We start from the raw sequence: 17,456 nt of genomic DNA, 5'->3' as shown, positions 1-17,456 counted from the left end.
TCGGTCATTGGATTATTATAACCCATTTAATGTGTGTTGTATTGCTCTTTCCCGGGCCGTCTTTACATTCTGCCTCGCTCTGTGCGAGAATGAAAAATGTTTTTGTTCTGGGAATTTAGAGAGGGCTGTTGTGCATAAGGAGGGCAGGCTCCCCTCGTGGCTCAGAAGCGGCGAAGCGCAGGGGGAGCCCGCAGGGGAAGGGCGCGGCCTCTCCTCTCTGCACGAGGTGAAGCGCCGTCTCCGGGGGCACGGCCTGTCCACCGTGTGCGAGGAGGCGCGCTGTCCGAACAAGACGGTCTGTTTCTCCAAGCCCACGGCCACCTTCATGATACTGGGCGACGTCTGCACCCGGCGGTGCGGCTTCTGCGCCGTGCGCTCCGGGCCGGTGTCGCCGCCCGACCCCCGGGAGCCCGGACGGGTGGCCGAAGCCGCCCGCCAGATGGGCCTTCGCTACGTGGTCATCACCTCGGTCACCCGGGACGACCTCTCCGACGGAGGCGCAGGGCAGTTTGCCCTGGGCATCCGGGCCGTGCGGGAGGCGCTGCCCGGGGCGAAGGTGGAGGTCCTGACGCCGGATTTCCGGGGGAGCGAGGCCGCCCTGAGGACGGTCCTTGGGGCCGGACCGGATGTCTTTAACCACAACGTGGAGACGGTGCCCCGGCTTTATTCCCGGGTGCGCCCCCAGGCGGACTACGGGCAATCCCTTGCCCTGCTGAGGGCGGCGCGGGACATGTCCCCGAACATCGCAGTCAAGAGCGGCCTGATGCTCGGCCTGGGGGAAACGTTCGACGAGGTCCTGGAGGTTATGGCAGCTTTAAGAGGTGCCGGCTGCGGCCTGCTCACCATCGGGCAGTACCTCCGTCCCTCGCGGAGAAACCTGCCGGTCGCGGAGTACGTGGCTCCCGAGGTCTTCGAGGCCCTCCGGGAGAGGGCCCTTGAGATGGGCTTCAGCTTCGCCGCCTCCTCCCCCCTGGTGAGGAGCTCGATGAACGCGGAAGAAATGTACGGACGGGCAGAATGAAATTCGAGTTCCGGAGAATCCACCGCCTGCCTCCCTATGTCTTCGCCATCGTGAACAACCTCAAGATGGAGGCCCGGCGAAGGGGGGAGGACATCATCGACCTGGGGATGGGAAACCCCGACCTTCCCGCCCCCCAGCACGTTATCGACAAGCTCTGCGAGGCCGCCAACAACCCCAAGAACCACCGCTATTCGGCCAGCCGCGGCATCACGCAACTGAGGATGGCCATCTGCGAATGGTACCAGCGGCGCTACGCGGTGGAGCTGGACCCGGAGCGGGAGGCCGTGGTGAGCATAGGCTCCAAGGAGGGGCTTTCGCACCTGACGCTGGCCGCCGTTCAGCCCGGCGACGTCGTCATGACCCCGGCGCCCGCCTATCCCATCCATCCCTACGGGGTCATCATCTCCGGGGGCGAGGTCATCAGCGTGCCCATCGGGCCGGGCATCGACTTCTTCGAGCAGATGGACCGGGCCTACAAGAACTCCTGGCCCCGGCCCAAGATACTCATCGTCAACTTTCCGCACAACCCCACCACGGAGGTGGTGAAGGTGGACTTTTTCGAGAAGGTGGTGGACTTCGCCAAGGAGAACGAGGTCATGGTCATCCACGACCTTGCCTACGCCGACCTGTGCTACGACGGGTACAAGGCGCCGAGCTTCCTCCAGGCCAAGGGGGCCAAGGACGTGGGCGTGGAGTTCTTCTCCCTCACCAAGAGTTACTCCATGGCGGGTTGGCGGGTGGGCTTCTGCTGCGGCAATCCCGACATCGTGGGAGCCCTTATCAAGATAAAGAGCTACCTGGATTACGGGATGTTCCAGCCCATCCAGATAGCGAGCATCGTCGCCCTGCGCGGACCGCAGGACTGTGTTTCCGCCAACGCCGCCGTTTACCGCTCCCGGCGCAACGCCCTGGTCAACGGCCTGAACAGGGCGGGATGGCAGGTGGCCAAGCCCCAGGCCACCATGTTCGTCTGGGCGCACATTCCCGAGCCCTTCCGGAAAATGGGCTCGCTGGAGTTCAGCAAGTTCCTCCTCAGGGAAGGAAAGGTAGCCGTCTCTCCCGGCATAGGCTTCGGGGAGGGCGGGGACCAGTACGTCCGCTTCGCCCTGGTGGAAAACGAGCACCGCATCAAGCAGGCCGTCCGCGGCGTCAGGAAGGCCCTGAACAAGGGGCCGTAGTAAAGGCTCAGAGATTGCGGGGCTTGGCCAGGAATTCCAGGACCCTCAGGTCGAAGAACCTCTTGGAGGCGGCCGATTTGAGGACGGCCACGGTGTCGGCCCCCCGGGCCGTGCCGGCCACCGCCAGGGTCTCGCTTCCTTCGGGGATGAGGCCGCTGTCGGTCGCCATCATGACAATCTCGCAGCAGACCTTGGTGCCCTCGCCAAAGCGCCTCAGGGCCTGGGCCAGTATCTGGGAGACATGCGAGCCCGAGAACTTCGTGGAAAAGGCGGTGTCCAGGGAATGGGTGGGCATGGAGCCCGTGTAGACGGTGGCCCCGCTGTCCAGGATTTTCTTGCGGGTCTCGGCGGCCATCTCCAGGGAGTTGGGCTCCTTGAAACCCGCCGAGTGGGTGACCACTATGAGGTTGGCCCCGCCGCCCTTCAGGCCCTCTGCAAACATGAGCCCCGTGTCTCCCGTCGTGGAGGCCAGGACCACGTTCTTGAAACCGTCCTCCTGGACCACGCGACGCACCACATCGAGGCACGCCTGGGTATTGACCTTCCCGGGCTTCTCGAAGTATAGGACCTTCCGTTCTATCACCAAGGAGATTATACCCATGATGATGCGGGGTGTAAAGAAATTTCAGGGAGAGACTTCTCCGACCGTCACGCCAGGCAGCCGCCGCGCCAGCCAGAAGGCGCGGTTCCAGTAAGGTTCGTCAAGCCTCGACAGCATGACCCCGCTGCTCGTGGAGGCGTGGATGAAGGCGCCGTCCCCGAGGTAAATGCCCACGTGCCGCACCTTGTGCCTTGTCCTGAAGAAGACCAGGTCCCCGGCCGCGAGCTGGGCCCTCTGGACGGGCTGCCCGTAGCGGAGCAATTCCCTGGTTGTCCGCGGCGCGGAGAGGCCGAAGACCTTTCTCAAGGTGATGTAGATGAACCCGGAGCAGTCCACTCCCGCCTTGCTGAGCCCGCCGTACCTGTACGGCACGCCCTTCCATTCCCTGTACTGCTCAAGCAGCGCCTCCACGGTGTGTGCATCACGGGGCGAGCCGTCTCTGACCAGGGCGGCGGGCGCGGGTGTCCCCTCCCGGAGAGGGAGGTCATGCCGGGTGCCGGTCCCGCCGCAGCCGGCAAGAAGAAAAAGGGCCAGGGCCGGTATGAGCAAGGCACGCCAGTGCATGATTCCTTTTCAAGATGCAATTTCCATACTCGGGGGAGTGGGGGCCGGGTGGGGCACGGAAGCCCGCACGCCCGATGGATTTTCCGCCTCCGGGCTTCGTGCCCTGGGGCGGGCGTCCTTGCCGCAAATCGTCCAGAATGACGGTTTGCGGCAGGGGCGTGGGGCTACGTGGTGAGTCTCGTATAGATGTCGGTCATCTTGCCGGGGAGCTTGCGGACGTCGTCTATGTAGGTGTAGTTGACCTCGCCGTACATGTGGGGGAGGTATTCGTGGGCCTCCCTGTCGATGGTGATGCAGAAGGAATGTATGCCCTGCTGCTTGGCTTCGATGAGGGAGCGCCGGGTGTCCTCGATGCCGTAGGCCCCCTTGTAGGCGTCGTAGTCCTCGGGCTTGCCGTCGCTCAGGGTGATGAGGAGTTTGGTGCGAGCCTCCACGGCACGGAGAATTCTGGTGGCATGCCGCAGGGCCGGGCCCATGCGCGTGTAGTCCTTGGGCTCGATGCCGGCTATGCGCCGCTTGACCTCCTCGCCGTAAGACTCCCCGAAGCTCTTCACCCTGTAGAAGTCCGCCCTGTTGCGGGTAATGCCGGAAAACCCGTAGATGGCGTAGCGGTCTCCCAGGGACTCGAGGGCCTCGCTCATCAGGACCAGGGCCTCTTTCTCGGACTCGTTTATCCATCCCTTGGTCGAGCCGCTCATGTCCAGGAGGAACAGGACGGCGATGTTGCGCTCCTCGCGCACGAGCTTGGTAAAGACGTTTTCCGAGGGCGAAAGCCCCGCCCTGGCATCGGCCAGGGCCTCCACGGCCGCGTCTATGTCTATGCCCTCCCCGTCCTTCTGACGCTTGAGGATGCGGGTCTCCGCCCTGAGCATCTCGAACCTGTTCCTGAGCACCGTTATGTACCCGCCGTACTTTCTCAGGGTCTTCTCGACGAAGGGCTCCCGCACGGGATGGACGTCGTGCTCGTAGAGGGTGCACCAGCCCTTCCGGTACGCGCCCCGCCTATAGTCCCACTCGTCATAGGGGATGCCGCCCCGGGCCGGGCGGGCGACCTCGGGCGCCTCGGCCTCCTCCTCCACCAGGGAGCGCAAGTCCATGACACTCTCGCCGCCCCCAAGCTCCGAGCCGTCCACCAGCACCGCGCCCGGGATGCCGCCGTTGTGCCTCAGAAGCTCCTCCATTTCGGGGTCGAGCTCAAAGAGGGCTCCCTTCAAAAGAAGGTACTTCCTGCCCGGCTCGGGCCTCTTCTCCTGTGCTTTCTTCTCCCGGGCCCTTCGCTTCATCTGCATGACGAAGTCCGGCATCTCCAGGACCTTCTCGATGAAGGCCGTGAGGCGTTCCCGGGACTCTTTCTGCCTGGCCTTCAGGCAAAGGGCCACCCTGCCGGGCTTGATGGCGACGGGAAAGGAAGCCCCCGCCAGGGGAGAGTAGGGGCCGGGGAGGGCCATGGCCCTCTCGTACAGGGCCTCAAGCGCCTCCAGGTCCCGCGCGGGGCTCTGCCGGTAGCAAAGCAGGGTTGGCTCGGCGAGGCGCCCGGCAAGATACTGGCGGCGGAGCTTGCGGACGAAGGCGCTTCGGGCGGTCCGCCCGTCTTGCTCCGGGAGCGCGACAAGGACCTTCTCCTTTACTTCGCGTGCGGCCCGGAGAAGGCCCGGAAGGTTTTCTCCGAGGAAGCTCTCCACCCTCAAGGCCTCCAGGATGTTGAAGACGTCGATGGCGAGCTCCCTTTCCTCGAACTGTCCGAAGTACTCCTCGATGTCCTTGCTCTCCCCGTTTCTGCGGACGGGGGCGAAGGTCTCCAACTCTATCTGGGCCCAGGCATGGGTGGCCATGAGCTTGTAGGCGAGAAAGTTCTTGTCGCGCCGGGTGAAAAGGGCCATCTTCCGTGGAAGGAAAATCCCGGCGGTGTCCGTGTAACAGGTATCCTCCGTAGGCTTTACCGCGAAGTCCCGCCCGGATATGCCGCGGATGTAGGTCTCCAGGGTGGCCGAGACATCGTCGAACTCCAGCCCCCGGGGGGCGCTCCACGCTCGGAGAGAGGCCTCGTCGTTGGCCGAGAGGAAGCGGACGGCCGGCTCCAGGCCCTTGGCGTCCAGAAGGTCGAAGGCCTCAAGTATCCAGCGCCTGAGCTCCTGGTCCGAGAGAACCCCAGCCGCTCCCTTGAGGAGGCGGACCACTTTCGGGACGATGTTTCCGCTTATGTTGGAGAGGAAGACACAGAGGGCCAGGGCCTTCGGGCGCGACTCCCTGCCCAGGGAGTCCAGCTCCGCCAGGATGGAGGCGACCTCGGCGCTCTCGAAGAAGAAGAGGGCGAGGTTGCGGCTGAGCTCCGCCCGGAGCTCCCTCTCGTGCTGCCGGGGCGATGCGCTCATAGGACGGACTGGAGGATCTCCCGCAGGGCGGCAAGCATCTCGTGCTCGTCCGTAAGGGGCTCGGCCACGGCCGCCCCTATGGCCTGGGCGGGGTCGATGCCGGAGCGGATGAGCTTGGCCGCGTGCACCAGAAGACGGGTGCTCGCCCCTTCCAGGAGGCCCCGGTCCTTGAGGTTTCTGGTCTTCTCCGCGAAGAGCACCAGGGTGCGAGCGGTCTCCTCGTCCGTGCCCGACTCGTGCATGACGATTTCGGTCTCCAGCTCCCGGGGCGGATAGGTGAACTCCAGGGCCAGGAACCGCTGCCGGGTGGACTGCTTGAGGTCCTTCAGGACGCTCTGGTATCCCGGGTTATAGGAGATGGCCAGGACGAAGTCCGGCGGGGCCTTGAGGAGCTCGCCGCGTTTCTCCACGGGAAGGAGCCGCCGGTCGTCCGCCAGGGGGTGAATGACCACGGTGGTGTCCTTCCGGGCCTCCACGACCTCGTCCAGGTAGCAGAACCCGCCGGCCCTCACGGCGGCGGTGAGCGGCCCGTCCACCCAGACGGTCTGCCCTCCCTTCATCAGGTAGCGGCCCACGAGGTCGGAGGCGGTGAGGTCGTCGTGGCAGGCTACCGTGACCAGGGGCCTCCGGTATTTCCAGGCCACATGCATCATGAACCTGGTCTTTCCACAGCCCGTGGGGCCCTTCAGGAGCACCGGAATCCTGTTGCGGTAGGCCGCGTCGAACAGCTCGAGTTCTTTTTCCATGGGGAGGTAGAAGGGCTCCTCGCTGATGTAATGTCTCGAAATGTCAATGGTTTCAGTGGTCATATATTTATTATAGCGAAGACCAGCCCTGCCGGCGACCGCCGATGTCTCCCGCCCCCCGGCTCGGGTTAACTTGCCCACAATGTGCCTCTTTGCTACACTTCATCTATGTTCAAGCGCCTCCTTGCAAAGCTCCCGGTCGAGCGCATGGCTGTGGTTCCTCTGAGCGGCCCCATCTTCAGCCGGACCATCGAGCAGTACGCGGGCCTTTTCCAGGGGCTGGAGCGCTCGGGGAACATAAAGGGCGTGATGCTGGAGATAGAAAGCCCCGGGGGCTCCGCCGTGGCCAGCGAGTACCTCTACGACCGGCTGAAAAGGCTCAACGAGAAGAAACCCCTGTACTGCTACGCCCTCATGGCCGCCTCCGGCGGCTACATGGCGGCCGCCGCCGCCCGGAAGATATACGCTCCTTCCACGGGACTCGTGGGCAGCATCGGGGTGCTTTCCATAAAGCCCGTGGTGCGGGGACTCATGGAAAGGGCGGGCATCTCCCTGGAGGTCATGAAGAAGGGCGCCATGAAGGACATGACCCTCTTTCACCGGGAGTCCACCGAGGAGGAGCGGCGGGTTCTGGAGTCCCTGCAGGAGGACATCTACGAGCGCTTCATCGAGATGGTCTCCACGGCCCGGGGCATGCCCCCGGAGAAGGTCAGGGAGCTTGCAACCGGGGAGCTTTTCAGCGGCCGGAGGGCCGGGACCCTGGGGCTCATCGACGGGGTCCGGGACTACCAGGACGCCCTGGAGGAGCTTTCCCGGGAAACGGGCGTTTCTCCCCTTAAAACCATGACGCTCAGGCCCCGGAAACGCTTGCTCAAGAGGGTCATGACTGAGGCCGCCGGCGCCCTGGCCGACGAGCTCTGGTGGCGGGGCCTGTAACGGCCGTTTTTCCGCAGATATTGACGGCTGCGGGAGAAATGCGCTAACATATTAGCGCTCTCTTTTTGGGAGTGCTAAGTACGGGATATAATTTGTTTTCCTGGAGGCTGGACATGCCCATATACGAGTACCGCTGTCTCGACTGCCAGGAGCGGCACGAGGCCTGGCAGAAGTTCAGCGACCCCCGGCTTGAGACCTGTCCCCATTGCGGAGGGCGGCTGACCAAGCTCATCTCCAGCACATCCTTCGTGCTCAAGGGCGGGGGCTGGTACGCCGACGGCTACGCCTCGGCGGACAAGAATAACGGAGGCAACGGGGAGAAAAAGACCTCGGCCGAGCCGGCCGAGCCCAAGGCCGGCGAGAAGAAGGCCTCGACCGAGTCGACCGGGTCCAAGGCCGAGGAGAGCAAACCTTCCCAGGCCGCGAAAGAAACCACCTCCGCGGCCTAAGTGGTCCATCCCCAGGTCAACCTCCCTTATGACCGGCGGGTCGAGCACGAGGCGTTCATCCGCAGGCACCGGCTCAACCTGGAGCTCTTGCTGAGCGGGAAAGACCTCGATGAAGTCTCCCCCGATGAAGTAGCCGCGTTCCTCGAGGGCCTCGGGTACGGGCCCACCGTGACCATCCACGCCCCCTTCATGGACCTTTCGCCCGGAGCGGTGGACCCCCGCGTACGGGAGGTGACCATGCTCCGGTACGCCCAGGTTTTCGCCCTTGCCGAGCGCATCCATCCCCGTGCGGTCGTCATGCATTCCGGATACGAGAGATGGAAGTACGGCCACGACGTGGACCTCTGGCTGAGGGGCTCCATGAGGACCTGGCCCGAGGTCATCGAGCGCGCCAGGCGAGCCGGGACCAGGGTGGCCATCGAGAACATTTTCGAAGACGAGCCCTCCTCGCTGGCCCGCCTGCTGGGCGAGCTGGGATGCGAGGACGTGCTTGGCGTGTGCTTCGATACGGGCCATTTCAACCTCTTCTCCCGCCTCCCCCTTGCCCGATGGCTCGACGCCCTGGGCCCCCGCATCATCGAGCTTCACCTGCACGACAACCGCGGGGACACGGACCAGCACCTGGTGCCGGGGGAGGGCACTTTCGATTTTCCGGAGCTTTTCCGCGCCCTCAGGGGCAAAGAGGTCATCCATACGCTCGAGGTCCATACCGCAGAGGACGTGCTTTTGGGCATCGAGCGGCTGAACGCCCTGCTTCAGAGCGTATCCACCTGATTCTTGAGCATGAACCCCCGCAGGACGGGCCTCGCCTCGCCCTTGTACTGCACCATGACCTTGTGCGTCTCGCCGATGGTTCCCGGGAGAATGAGCCTTTTTATCCGGGCCACCTGGAACTCGTAATCCTCGGCGTGCTCATGGAGCGCCCCTATGAGCTTGTCAATGCCCAGGGAGACGAGATAGGCGCCCTGGCGGCAGTAGCCCAGGGTGCCGAGGCCCTCCTCGGCGGCCCATGCCTTGAGGGCCGAGAAATTGACGTGTGCGGTCATATCCTGTTCCCCCACATTCCGGTACGGGTCTTCCGAGAGGCGATGGCGGCGATAGCACAGAAGAGTCCCCCGGGAGCGCTCTTCGCTGTAATAGTCCTGGGCCGTGTGGCCGTAATCGATGGACATGAGGAACCCTTCCCGGAGCACCCGGGCCACGCCCCTTAGCCAGGCCCTCATGTCCAGGTTCACTTCCGTCCGGTAGCCCCGGGGGAGCGAGATGGAGAACCGCTCGAAGTACCCGGCTATCGCCTCGGTGCTTGGAGGGCCCAGGGTCTCCCTGAAAGCGCCGTCCGGGGCGGCGTCGACGTAGACCTCGCTGAGCCCGTCTCTCATTTCCACAAGGTGGACGGGAAAGGCGTCCAGGAGCTCGTTGGAAAGGACGCAGCCCCTCACGCTGTCCATCTCCTCCAGAGAGGAGACCCAGCGCACCGTGCCCTCATGGTCCTTGAGGAGGTGCTCCTGTCCCTCCGCAAGCCAGGGGTTGCGCTCCACGATGACGTAGGAGAGGGCGCGATAAAAGGAGCTCCCTCTGAGGGAATCGAGCATATCCTTGGCCAGAAAGGCCTCGCCCGCTCCCATCTCCACGACCGTAAACAGGGCGGGCGAGCCCAGGCAGCTCCACATCTCCTCCATCTGGATTCCCATCATCCGGCCGAAGGCGGGATGCAGATGGGCGCTGGTGTAAAAGTCCCCCTCCCTGCCCATTTTCGTCTCCCGGCGGGCGTAATAGCCGAGCCCGGGCTCATACAGGGCCATCTCCATGAACGTTCTGAAGGTAAGGGGCCCCTCGCTTTCCATCCTCCGGCGTATCTTCCGGACAAGGGCATCCATGGGTACATTATACAGCCGGTTGTGGCACGCTCAGGAGGGGTGTCAGCCCGGGAAGGTCACTTCTATGAAGAAAGGGCTGTCTTCGAAGAGGAAAGGTATGCAGAGCGTCTTCGTCCCGGAGGGACTGTGGATGTGCTGCCGGTCCCCCAGCGTCACCATGGGGAGGGAAGACTCGTACTGAAGGCCCTGGGCGGCCAGGATGGTGCGCGTGGCCGAGCATATCATGCCGGCTATCTCTCCCACGAGGTCGCCGATGCTCGAGAAGGTGACCTCCCCTTCGTCGGGCAGAACCGCGCGATGCAGCCGATAGATGGCGTCCTTGCTGAAACAGACGGACACGGACGCCGCAAGGGCGCCGGTCATGCCCAGTGTTGCCGCCGCGTACGTGCTCGGGCCGTCCTCCCGGGCCTTTACCGGCGGTTTCGCGTCGGGCGCGGTGCCCGTCATGCTTTCGATGACGTGCCGGGAGGCGTCTACAAGGGCGTTGACGAAAGTCTTTTCCATGTCCACCTTACAAAAGGTCGCCTGATGGTAGCACTATTGCGCGAGCCTTTGCAAGGACAAATTCCGCCCGGTGCGAGCCCTTTACTTTTCGCCGCCCCGGAGTTGATAATCCTATGTCGGAGAACGGCGAAAGGAGGAACGTTTCATGCGAAGGCTCACACGATACTTTCTCGAGGGTCTGCTCTTTCTGGTTCCCGTTGTGGCCACCGTCTATATCATATACGTTGTGTTCGTGCGCCTGGACGGGCTTTTCCAGTTCGAGATACCCGGGGTGGGCATCCTGGTGACGATTCTGGCCATCACGCTCATCGGGTTCATCGCGTCGAACTTCGTGACGCGCACCGTCCTTTCCTGGGTGGACCAGCTCATGAGAAAGCTCCCCCTGGTGAAGCTGATATACACGTCGCTCAAGGACCTCATCGAGGCCTTCGTGGGTGACAAAAGGCGTTTCAACCGGCCCGTGGCCGTTACCCTGGCGCCGGGAAGCAGCATGCAGGTCCTGGGCTTTGTCACCGCCGAGAGCCTGGACGCCCTGGGCATGAAGGAGTGCGTGGCCGTCTACCTGCCCCAGTCCTATAACTTCGCCGGCAACCTCATCGTGGTCCCCCGCGAGCAGGTACGGCCCGTGGCCGCCGACAGCGGCGACGTCATGGCCTTCATCGTCTCCGGAGGGGTCTCCTTCCGGAAGGACGAAAAGGAGACGCCAAAGGAGCTATGAGGCGGTCCTCTTCCGCTTGTGGCAGTAGAGGCAGTCGTCCTTCGGGGGATGCTCCGCCGAGAGGGCCTCTTCCATGCCCGGCCCGTGGCATACCGCGCACGCTGCGTTCTCCGAGAGGCCGGCGTGCAGGGCGTCGTCCGGTATGCGGGGGGAGCGGTCCCCGCTTATGAGATAGAGTCCTCCGAGGACCAGGAGGACGAAGGCCACGAATATGAGCGTGTTCTTCAAGCCCCGTATCCTTTCCTCAAAAGAATGTGTGCCAGTTTAGCACGCCGGACCGCTTTTCTTCATCTCTCCTTCCAGCCGTGCTCTCCGAGCAGGGGGACGAAAACACAGGGGACCGAACGGTCCTCCTCGATAAGCCTGCCGTGCCGCTTCCGGTACTTTACCAAGTCCTGGGAGTGTTTTTGTCCCACGGGGGCTACGGCGGCGCCATCCTCCCCGAGCTGCTCCGCGAGCGGACCCGGCAGGCACGGGCAGGCCGCCGTGACGAGGATGCGGTCGAAGGGGGCGGCCTCCGGCCAGCCCAGGGTTCCGTCGCCCACGCGGAAATGGACGTTCCGGTAGCCCAGGGAGTTCAGGGTCCGCTCGGCGCTCCGCATCAGGAGGTCCACCCTCTCGATGGTGTAGACGTTCCGGGAGAGCTCGGCCAGGACGGCCGTCTGGTATCCCGAGCCCGTGCCCACCTCCAGGACCAGTTCCCGGCCCGTGAGCTCCAGAAGCTCGGTCATGGCCGCGACTATGTACGGCTGGGATATCGTCTGCCCCTCGCCGATGGAAAGGGCCATGTCCTCATAGGCGAGATGCTGGTGGCGCGGCTCGTGCACGAAAAGGTGCCGCGGCACCCAGCGCATGGCCTCCAGGACCCGGGCGTCCCTGATGCCCCGGGCCGCGAGCTGGCTCATTACCATGCGCTCCCTTTGTCCCGGGTAATCCATGGCTCCCAGCTCCTTCTGAGAAAGTCCATTGCCTTGTAGTTGGTGAGGTCCAGATGAAGCGGGGTGACGGAGACGTACCCGCCCAGGACTGCCTGGATGTCGGTATCCTCGCCGTGCTCCCAGTACGGAACCCCGCCGCCAATCCAGTAGTAGACCTCGCCCCAGGGGGAGACGGTCTCGTGGATGGCCCCCTCGTAAATGCGCTTGCCGTGCCGCGTCAGGCGGAACCCGGCGACCTCCTCCAGGGGGATGTTCGGGACGTTGACGTTCAGGAGGGTGTCGAAGGGCAGGGCGTGCTCAAGCACATGGTGGATAAGGGAGGCGGCCACCCTGGCGGCCGTGGCGAAATGGGCCTTCTCACCGTTGCCCACGTTCAGCGAGACGGCCAGGGAGGGGATGTTCATCACCGTCGCCTCCATGGCGGCCGAGACGGTGCCCGAGTAGGTTATGTCGTCGCCCAGGTTGGGGCCGTTGTTTATGCCGGAAACGACGACGTCGGGCCTGGCGGGCAGAATCTTTTCCACCCCCACGGCCACGCAGTCCGTGGGGGTGCCGCTGACGCTGAAGGAGCGCTCCCCGGTCTTTTGCACCCGGAGGGGTTTGTGCAGGGTGAGGGAGCGGCCGGAGGCCGAGCGCTCCCTGTCCGGGGCCACGATATAGACCTCGGCCATGGGCGAGAGCTCGCGAAAAAGGGCCTTCAGGCCCTCGGCTGCGATGCCGTCGTCGTTCGTGATAAGAATCACTGGCATAATACATTCTAGCAAATTATAATTTGACCATGAAAATAAAGGAAAAAAGAGACTTGCCCCTTTGGGGTGATTTGTGCAATATATATGCGTCCATGCATGAAGACGAATTCACCTACAAGAAAGCGGGCGTGGACATCGGCGAAGGCGACCGTTTCGTTGCGCGCATAGCCCCTCTGGTCAAGAAGACCTTCAGGCCGGAAGTGCTCACCGGCATCGGCTCCTTCGGGGCCCTCTTCAACCTGGACATCTCCCGCTACCGGCAGCCGGTGCTGGTCAGCGGCACCGACGGCGTGGGCACGAAGCTCAAGGTGGCCTTCCTGGCCGCACGGCACGACACGGTAGGCATAGACCTGGTGGCCATGTGCGTCAACGACATCCTGACCAGCGGGGCGGAGCCCCTCTTTTTCCTCGACTACTTCGCCACGGGGAAACTCCGGGCCGACCAGGGGGCCCAGGTCATCGAGGGCATCGTCCGGGGCTGCCAGGAGGCGGGCTGCGCCCTGGTGGGCGGCGAGACGGCGGAGATGCCCGGCTTCTACGCCGAGGGGGAGTACGACCTGTCCGGCTTTGCCGTGGGCGCGGTGGAAAGGGACGGGATTGTGGACGGCTCCTCCATCGAGCCCGGCGATGTCCTGGTGGGCCTGCTGTCCAGCGGACTTCACAGCAACGGCTATTCCCTGGTCCGGAAAGTCTTCTTCGAGAAGATGAAGATGACGCCCGATACCTACGTGCCGGAGCTGGGCGGAGCGCTGGGCGAGGAGCTGCTGAGGCCCACACGCATCTATGTGAAAGGCATACGGGCGCTTCTGGCCTCCGTCCCGGTGAAGGGGATGGCCCACGTCACGGGAGGCGGCATACCGGGAAACCTGCCGCGCATCCTGCCCGAGGGCGTGCGGGCGCGAGTGAACCTGCGGGCCTGGCAGGAGCCCCCGGTCTTTGGACTGGTACGGGACATGGGCAAGGTGCCCGAGGAAGACATGCGGCGCACCTTCAACCTCGGAATTGGCTTTATAATCGCGGTCAAGGGAGAGTTTCTTCAGAAAGCTCTTGAATGTTTGGAGGAAAATGGGTATTATTCCTGTGTCCTGGGAACCACTGAGAAAGGAGAGCGCGGGGTGAGATATGTACAGGATTAGGCTGTTTCTGAAGAGATTGCTTCTCCCTGTGACCATCATGCTCATCCCCCACTCAAGCAGAAAGTCCCTGCGGTTGAACGTTCCCCTCATGGGTCTGCTCGGAGCCGCTGTTCTGAGCGTATTCGGAGCGGTGTACGTTTACAGCCTTGCGCTGGACGCCTTCGCGTATCGCCCCACCAAGGAGAAGCTTGACTACTATCAGAACGAGTTCGCCGAGATAGAGTCGACCATATCCTCATTGAAGCTCGCCGAGAAGCAGTTCCGGAAGCTCTTTTCCCTCGGCAGCAAGGATGCGGTCCTGGAGAACATGAGCAGCACGGACATGGGCGCCCTGGACGCCGACATTCTCAAGAAGCAGATAGAGAAGACCATGGACTCCGTGGCAGAGATCCGCGATTACCTGAGCGAGCAGCGCGACCTCTACATGGCCACGCCCATGGGATGGCCGGTGAAGGGGTGGATTTCGTCGGGCTACGGCTACAGAATTCATCCCATCACGGGCAGGAGGGACTTCCACACGGGGATGGACATCTCGGCCCGTCCGGGCGACCCCGTCGATGCCACCGCGGACGGCATCGTCATCTTCGCCGGCCGAAGCGGGGCAAACGGCAACCTCGTGGCCATCGGCCATGGCTTCGGCTATACCACCTATTACGCCCACAACAAGAAGATAGCGGTCAAGGTGGGCGATGTGGTGAAAAGAGGCGACGTCATAGCCTACGTGGGCTCTACGGGCAGGGCTACCGGACCGCACGTCCACTACGAGATATGGAAGGACGGCAAGAACGTCAACCCGAAAAAATACCTCAAAGGGGGAACCTCGTAAATGTTCCAGAAGAACGAAAAACTGGAAACCTTCGTCGGCAAAAATACGCACATAAGGGGCGATCTCTCCACCAAGGGGACGCTCAGGATAGACGGGCAGGTCACGGGAAACGTCGCCGCCGATTGGGTCATCCTCGGGGATAAGGCCGTTCTGAAGGGCGACATTCAGGCAAGCGGCGTTGTGGTGGGCGGCACCGTGGAGGGCAACCTTTCGGCCAAAGAGGTGGTGGAGATAAAGAGAAAGGGCCAGGTCACGGGCGACGTGGTCACCAGCAAGCTGCTGGTCATAGAAGGCGGCGTGCTCGACGGCAAGGTGGCCATGCAGCGGGAGGCCTCCAACCTCATCGAGCTTGACCAGGAGAAGTTCAAGGAAGTCCAGGCGACGCAGTAGAGGCTATCTCAAGGGATAGGGATAGAAGGGGCCCCCGGGGTAAGGCGGTCCGTAGAAGGGGCCGTAAAACGGAGAAGGCCAGTAGTACCAGTCCGGCCAGTAATAATACCCTGTATACGGATACGTGTACTCCTCGGTCTTCCAGAGCTTGAGCTCCTTCACCTGAAGCACCGGCAGAGTGAAGGTTCTTCCGCCCTGCATTTCCTCCTGTTTGCCCACCAGGTCGCCGGCCACGGTTACCAGGCGCTCCCTTTTATAGATGAGGGGGTCCAGGGTCTTGTTCACCCGGGCGAGAAAGCGCCCGTGGGAGACGTCGGTGTTCTCCGGCGCTCCATATCTGTCCAGGGGGTTCTGGACGATTTCGAGGGTGGTCCCCTCGGCGGAGGGGCGGGCATCGGCGATGAAGCCGCCCCAGATGAAGAGGGAGCCCTTGTATTCATCAACGTTTTCCTTCACCGTCTGGAAGGGGACGCTCAGGGCTTCTTCACGCAGGTTCTTCGAGATGGCGTGGGCGCATCCGGCCAGAAGGAGCGCAACGATGGCGATGGCGAGGAGGCGTCCCATAGTTGAGATATAGCACCTTCCCGGGGGAATGGCAAGAGAAATATTGGCGCGCGGGCAGAGGGCCCTTTGTTGATTTTGCGGCCAAATATGTAGTAATTTCAAGGAAGTGGAGAATACCAACGAGCACTTCATGACGCTTGCCCTCAGGGAGGCCGGGCGTGCGGAAGCCGCTGGGGAGGTGCCTGTGGGGGCGGTGCTGGTCCGGGAAGGAAGGGTGCTTGCCAGGGCCCACAACCGGAGGGAGCGCACGGGAGACCCCACCGCCCATGCGGAGGTTCTGGCCCTGAGGAGGGGAGCGAAGAAGGGGGCGGCAGGGGGCTGGCGCCTTGAGGACGCCACCCTCTACGTCACCAAGGAGCCCTGCCCCATGTGCGCGGGGGCCATGGTGAACGCCCGGCTGGGGAGGCTGGTCTACGGCTGTGGCGACCCCAAAGGGGGAGCCCAGAGCCTTTTCGGCCTGCTCGAGGACAGGAGGCTCAATCACCGGGTGGAGGTGACGGCCGGGGTCCTCGAGGAGGAATGCGCCGCGTTGCTGAAGGATTTTTTTCGTGCGAGGAGAGGTGGCCGAGTGGTTGAAGGCGGCGGTCTCGAAAACCGCTGTGGGGGCAACTCCACCGAGGGTTCGAATCCCTCCCTCTCCGCCAGTTCTTCACTTAAGGGAAGGCGGTGAAAGGGACCATTATTTAAGGATTATTTTAAGCATCCCGACGTGGAAGTCAAGAGAAAAGTCGTACAGCAGTCGTACAGCAGGCTTCCTGACTGATATGCGCGAATGAAACTTAAACGCGAGCCACGATATCGGTGTTCCAGAATGAATCACTGTATTTATTGTGCTTCAGTAGAGGAGCCTTTAAGTGATGAACACATCGTGCCTTATGGTCTGAATGGCAGCGCAGTACACGTGAGAGCCAGTTGCCAGAAGCACGCTGCGATCACTTCTGCTTTCGAGGGTAGGGTCCTTGGAAATATGTTTAAGGTTCCACGAGCTGCACTTGGGTTACCATCGAGGAAAAAGACCCATCCAAAAAGCTGTTCTATAACAATTACCCGTAACGGGCGAGAGGAAAGAAGAGAAGTTTCCCTAGATGACTACCCTACTTTTTTGCATTTGCCCATCTTTCCCCTCCCGGGTAAAATGAGTGGTCATGCCGATAAAGGAGAACTCGAAATAAAGCGAGGTTCGAGGCGAGTTATAATCCCAGTCGGGGGGCAGACTTTCGAATCATTTTCAAGCTCTTTTGGTTTCGCGAAAATAGAACTTGAATCGTTTCTTATGCATACGAATGATTTTGGTCGTATGCTTGCGAAAATTGCATGGGCTTTTATTTATCCCTGGTATGCTAGAGGAGAATTTAGACTTAAATTTGAATATGCTCTACCAATCATTGAAGGCAGACACATTGAGCATATTGATCGTTTCATCGGTACAGCCGAAGAGCAGATAATTCGCGCCAAAGCACTCCATGTGGTATATCCTTTTGTTATGGACAACGAGGTTGTCGTCAGAATAAAATTGTTTGCTCTTTTTGACGTTCCTGAATATCTGGTTTTTGTTGGTCAATTATCCGAAAGTAGCAAAGGATTTCGCTTTGAAGAAGATAAAGGTTATTTTCTTTGAAGAAGATATAGGTTATTCTCTCGGGTGATTACTTTTTTCTTGACGAACTTCAGGACTGATTACTTTTCCCCGCCCCCTCCGATTAACCGCCTCTCTATGCTGCTCAATGGCCGCATGGATATAACGCGCCCTCTTGCACGCCGAGGGCGGAAGCTCCGGCGTCTCTCACCCTTCGACAAGGGCCTTGAATTCTCGAGCATTCTCGAACATGAAGACGTTATTGAACATGACGTAGCCCCCGGTCGGGCTGGCGAGGTTTCTCAGCCTTT

At 62.1% G+C, this 17,456-nt stretch carries 20 protein-coding genes, 1 tRNA gene and 1 pseudogene; 12 read left to right on the top strand and 10 right to left on the bottom strand.

Annotation, left to right across the window (positions count from 1 at the left end; genetic code table 11):
- The first annotated feature begins 130 nt into the window (after nucleotides 1-130).
- On the top strand, nucleotides 131-1,021 hold the full coding sequence (gene lipA / locus P8Y39_05690) for a lipoyl synthase (GenBank protein MEJ2191828.1): 891 nt from the start codon (nucleotides 131-133) through the stop codon (nucleotides 1,019-1,021).
- Complete coding sequence (gene alaC / locus P8Y39_05685; protein MEJ2191827.1) at nucleotides 1,018-2,199, top strand: alanine transaminase; 1,182 nt, start codon at nucleotides 1,018-1,020, stop codon at nucleotides 2,197-2,199. Before lipA ends, alaC begins: the two co-directional genes overlap by 4 nt.
- A 7-nt stretch (nucleotides 2,200-2,206) precedes the next feature.
- Here alaC and P8Y39_05680 read toward each other — a convergent pair whose 3' ends face one another.
- The 4 genes from P8Y39_05680 to P8Y39_05665 form a co-directional block, all read right to left on the bottom strand.
- A complete protein-coding gene (locus P8Y39_05680; protein ID MEJ2191826.1) occupies nucleotides 2,207-2,782 on the bottom strand; it encodes a pyruvate kinase alpha/beta domain-containing protein in 576 nt (191 codons plus the stop codon).
- A gap of 42 nt (nucleotides 2,783-2,824) precedes the next feature.
- Complete coding sequence (locus P8Y39_05675) at nucleotides 2,825-3,364, bottom strand: NlpC/P60 family protein (protein ID MEJ2191825.1); 540 nt, start codon at nucleotides 3,362-3,364, stop codon at nucleotides 2,825-2,827.
- 164 nt (nucleotides 3,365-3,528) lie between these two features.
- Nucleotides 3,529-5,736 carry a hypothetical protein gene (locus P8Y39_05670; protein MEJ2191824.1) on the bottom strand — a complete coding sequence of 736 codons (2,208 nt, stop codon included), beginning with the start codon at nucleotides 5,734-5,736 and terminating at the stop codon, nucleotides 3,529-3,531.
- On the bottom strand, nucleotides 5,733-6,545 hold the full coding sequence (locus tag P8Y39_05665; protein MEJ2191823.1) for a CbbQ/NirQ/NorQ/GpvN family protein: 813 nt from the start codon (nucleotides 6,543-6,545) through the stop codon (nucleotides 5,733-5,735). The genes P8Y39_05670 and P8Y39_05665 overlap by 4 nt, the downstream gene beginning before the upstream one ends.
- Nucleotides 6,546-6,689: 144 nt before the next feature.
- Between P8Y39_05665 and sppA the strand changes: the two genes are divergently transcribed.
- The 3 genes from sppA (at nucleotide 6,690) to P8Y39_05650 (ending at nucleotide 8,641) form a co-directional block, all read left to right on the top strand.
- A complete protein-coding gene (gene sppA / locus P8Y39_05660; protein ID MEJ2191822.1) occupies nucleotides 6,690-7,418 on the top strand; it encodes a signal peptide peptidase SppA in 729 nt (242 codons plus the stop codon).
- Nucleotides 7,419-7,531: 113 nt separating this feature from the next.
- On the top strand, nucleotides 7,532-7,867 hold the full coding sequence (locus P8Y39_05655) for a zinc ribbon domain-containing protein (protein MEJ2191821.1): 336 nt from the start codon (nucleotides 7,532-7,534) through the stop codon (nucleotides 7,865-7,867).
- Entirely contained in the window at nucleotides 7,868-8,641 is a 774-nt protein-coding gene (locus P8Y39_05650; GenBank protein ID MEJ2191820.1) for a sugar phosphate isomerase/epimerase, read from the top strand.
- On the opposite strand, the gene P8Y39_05645 is transcribed toward P8Y39_05650, so the two are convergent.
- Entirely contained in the window at nucleotides 8,623-9,744 is a 1,122-nt protein-coding gene (locus tag P8Y39_05645; protein ID MEJ2191819.1) for an SAM-dependent methyltransferase, read from the bottom strand. The two genes, P8Y39_05650 and P8Y39_05645, sit on opposite strands and share 19 nt — an antisense overlap.
- 42 nt (nucleotides 9,745-9,786) lie before the next feature.
- Entirely contained in the window at nucleotides 9,787-10,248 is a 462-nt protein-coding gene (locus P8Y39_05640) for a chemotaxis protein CheX (protein MEJ2191818.1), read from the bottom strand.
- Between the two features lie 145 nt (nucleotides 10,249-10,393).
- Between P8Y39_05640 and P8Y39_05635 the strand changes: the two genes are divergently transcribed.
- Entirely contained in the window at nucleotides 10,394-10,966 is a 573-nt protein-coding gene (locus tag P8Y39_05635) for a DUF502 domain-containing protein (GenBank protein MEJ2191817.1), read from the top strand.
- Here the strand turns inward: P8Y39_05635 and P8Y39_05630 are convergent.
- From P8Y39_05630 to surE, 3 genes are read right to left on the bottom strand one after another with little or no spacing between them, the layout of a single operon-like run.
- Nucleotides 10,961-11,194, bottom strand: coding sequence for a hypothetical protein (locus tag P8Y39_05630; GenBank protein ID MEJ2191816.1), 234 nt, complete (start codon nucleotides 11,192-11,194; stop codon nucleotides 10,961-10,963). The genes P8Y39_05635 and P8Y39_05630 overlap by 6 nt on opposite strands.
- 59 nt (nucleotides 11,195-11,253) lie before the next feature.
- Nucleotides 11,254-11,904: a protein-L-isoaspartate(D-aspartate) O-methyltransferase gene (locus P8Y39_05625; protein MEJ2191815.1), complete on the bottom strand. Its 651-nt coding sequence runs from the start codon at nucleotides 11,902-11,904 to the stop codon at nucleotides 11,254-11,256.
- A complete protein-coding gene (gene surE / locus P8Y39_05620) occupies nucleotides 11,871-12,653 on the bottom strand; it encodes a 5'/3'-nucleotidase SurE (protein MEJ2191814.1) in 783 nt (260 codons plus the stop codon). Before surE ends, P8Y39_05625 begins: the two co-directional genes overlap by 34 nt.
- A gap of 92 nt (nucleotides 12,654-12,745) precedes the next feature.
- On the opposite strand from surE, the gene purM reads away from it, so the two are divergent.
- Genes purM through P8Y39_05605 form a run of 3 tightly spaced genes read left to right on the top strand, consistent with a single transcriptional unit; the run spans nucleotide 12,746 to nucleotide 15,005 of the window.
- Nucleotides 12,746-13,789, top strand: coding sequence for a phosphoribosylformylglycinamidine cyclo-ligase (gene purM, locus P8Y39_05615; GenBank protein MEJ2191813.1), 1,044 nt, complete (start codon nucleotides 12,746-12,748; stop codon nucleotides 13,787-13,789).
- Nucleotides 13,776-14,615 (top strand): M23 family metallopeptidase, encoded by an 840-nt coding sequence (locus P8Y39_05610; GenBank protein ID MEJ2191812.1) that lies wholly within the window; start codon nucleotides 13,776-13,778, stop codon nucleotides 14,613-14,615. The genes purM and P8Y39_05610 overlap by 14 nt, the downstream gene beginning before the upstream one ends.
- On the top strand, nucleotides 14,616-15,005 hold the full coding sequence (locus P8Y39_05605) for a polymer-forming cytoskeletal protein (protein MEJ2191811.1): 390 nt from the start codon (nucleotides 14,616-14,618) through the stop codon (nucleotides 15,003-15,005).
- A 3-nt stretch (nucleotides 15,006-15,008) separates the two neighbouring features.
- On the opposite strand, the gene P8Y39_05600 is transcribed toward P8Y39_05605, so the two are convergent.
- Entirely contained in the window at nucleotides 15,009-15,569 is a 561-nt protein-coding gene (locus tag P8Y39_05600; GenBank protein ID MEJ2191810.1) for a Slp/YeaY family lipoprotein, read from the bottom strand.
- Nucleotides 15,570-15,675: 106 nt separating this feature from the next.
- Between P8Y39_05600 and tadA the strand changes: the two are divergent.
- From tadA to P8Y39_05585, 3 genes and pseudogenes are all read left to right on the top strand, one after another.
- Nucleotides 15,676-16,128, top strand: a pseudogene (gene tadA / locus P8Y39_05595) (tRNA adenosine(34) deaminase TadA).
- Nucleotides 16,124-16,213: transfer RNA gene (locus P8Y39_05590), tRNA-Ser, on the top strand. Before tadA ends, P8Y39_05590 begins: the two are co-directional and overlap by 5 nt.
- A 323-nt stretch (nucleotides 16,214-16,536) precedes the next feature.
- On the top strand, nucleotides 16,537-17,187 hold the full coding sequence (locus P8Y39_05585; GenBank protein ID MEJ2191809.1) for a hypothetical protein: 651 nt from the start codon (nucleotides 16,537-16,539) through the stop codon (nucleotides 17,185-17,187).
- The last annotated feature ends 269 nt before the right edge of the window (nucleotides 17,188-17,456 follow it).

The organism is Nitrospirota bacterium, from assembly GCA_037386965.1.
Classification (GTDB): Bacteria; Nitrospirota; Thermodesulfovibrionia; order Thermodesulfovibrionales; family JdFR-86; genus JARRLN01.
This window is presented reverse-complemented; position numbering and strand designations above follow the sequence as displayed.

Excerpts from the sequence above, each read along its gene's own strand:
- alaC (MEJ2191827.1), top strand. The coding sequence starts at position 1,018 with ATGAAATTCGAGTTCCGGAGAATCCACCGCCTGCCTCCCTATGTCTTC.
- P8Y39_05675 (MEJ2191825.1), bottom strand. The coding sequence starts at position 3,364 with ATGCACTGGCGTGCCTTGCTCATACCGGCCCTGGCCCTTTTTCTTCTT.
- P8Y39_05670 (MEJ2191824.1), bottom strand. The coding sequence starts at position 5,736 with ATGAGCGCATCGCCCCGGCAGCACGAGAGGGAGCTCCGGGCGGAGCTC.
- P8Y39_05665 (MEJ2191823.1), bottom strand. The coding sequence starts at position 6,545 with ATGACCACTGAAACCATTGACATTTCGAGACATTACATCAGCGAGGAG.
- sppA (MEJ2191822.1), top strand. The coding sequence starts at position 6,690 with ATGGCTGTGGTTCCTCTGAGCGGCCCCATCTTCAGCCGGACCATCGAG.
- P8Y39_05655 (MEJ2191821.1), top strand. The coding sequence starts at position 7,532 with ATGCCCATATACGAGTACCGCTGTCTCGACTGCCAGGAGCGGCACGAG.
- P8Y39_05645 (MEJ2191819.1), bottom strand. The coding sequence starts at position 9,744 with ATGGATGCCCTTGTCCGGAAGATACGCCGGAGGATGGAAAGCGAGGGG.
- P8Y39_05640 (MEJ2191818.1), bottom strand. The coding sequence starts at position 10,248 with ATGGAAAAGACTTTCGTCAACGCCCTTGTAGACGCCTCCCGGCACGTC.
- P8Y39_05635 (MEJ2191817.1), top strand. The coding sequence starts at position 10,394 with ATGCGAAGGCTCACACGATACTTTCTCGAGGGTCTGCTCTTTCTGGTT.
- P8Y39_05625 (MEJ2191815.1), bottom strand. The coding sequence starts at position 11,904 with ATGGATTACCCGGGACAAAGGGAGCGCATGGTAATGAGCCAGCTCGCG.
- surE (MEJ2191814.1), bottom strand. The coding sequence starts at position 12,653 with ATGCCAGTGATTCTTATCACGAACGACGACGGCATCGCAGCCGAGGGC.
- purM (MEJ2191813.1), top strand. The coding sequence starts at position 12,746 with ATGCATGAAGACGAATTCACCTACAAGAAAGCGGGCGTGGACATCGGC.
- P8Y39_05610 (MEJ2191812.1), top strand. The coding sequence starts at position 13,776 with ATGTACAGGATTAGGCTGTTTCTGAAGAGATTGCTTCTCCCTGTGACC.
- P8Y39_05605 (MEJ2191811.1), top strand. The coding sequence starts at position 14,616 with ATGTTCCAGAAGAACGAAAAACTGGAAACCTTCGTCGGCAAAAATACG.
- P8Y39_05600 (MEJ2191810.1), bottom strand. The coding sequence starts at position 15,569 with ATGGGACGCCTCCTCGCCATCGCCATCGTTGCGCTCCTTCTGGCCGGA.
- P8Y39_05585 (MEJ2191809.1), top strand. The coding sequence starts at position 16,537 with ATGTTTAAGGTTCCACGAGCTGCACTTGGGTTACCATCGAGGAAAAAG.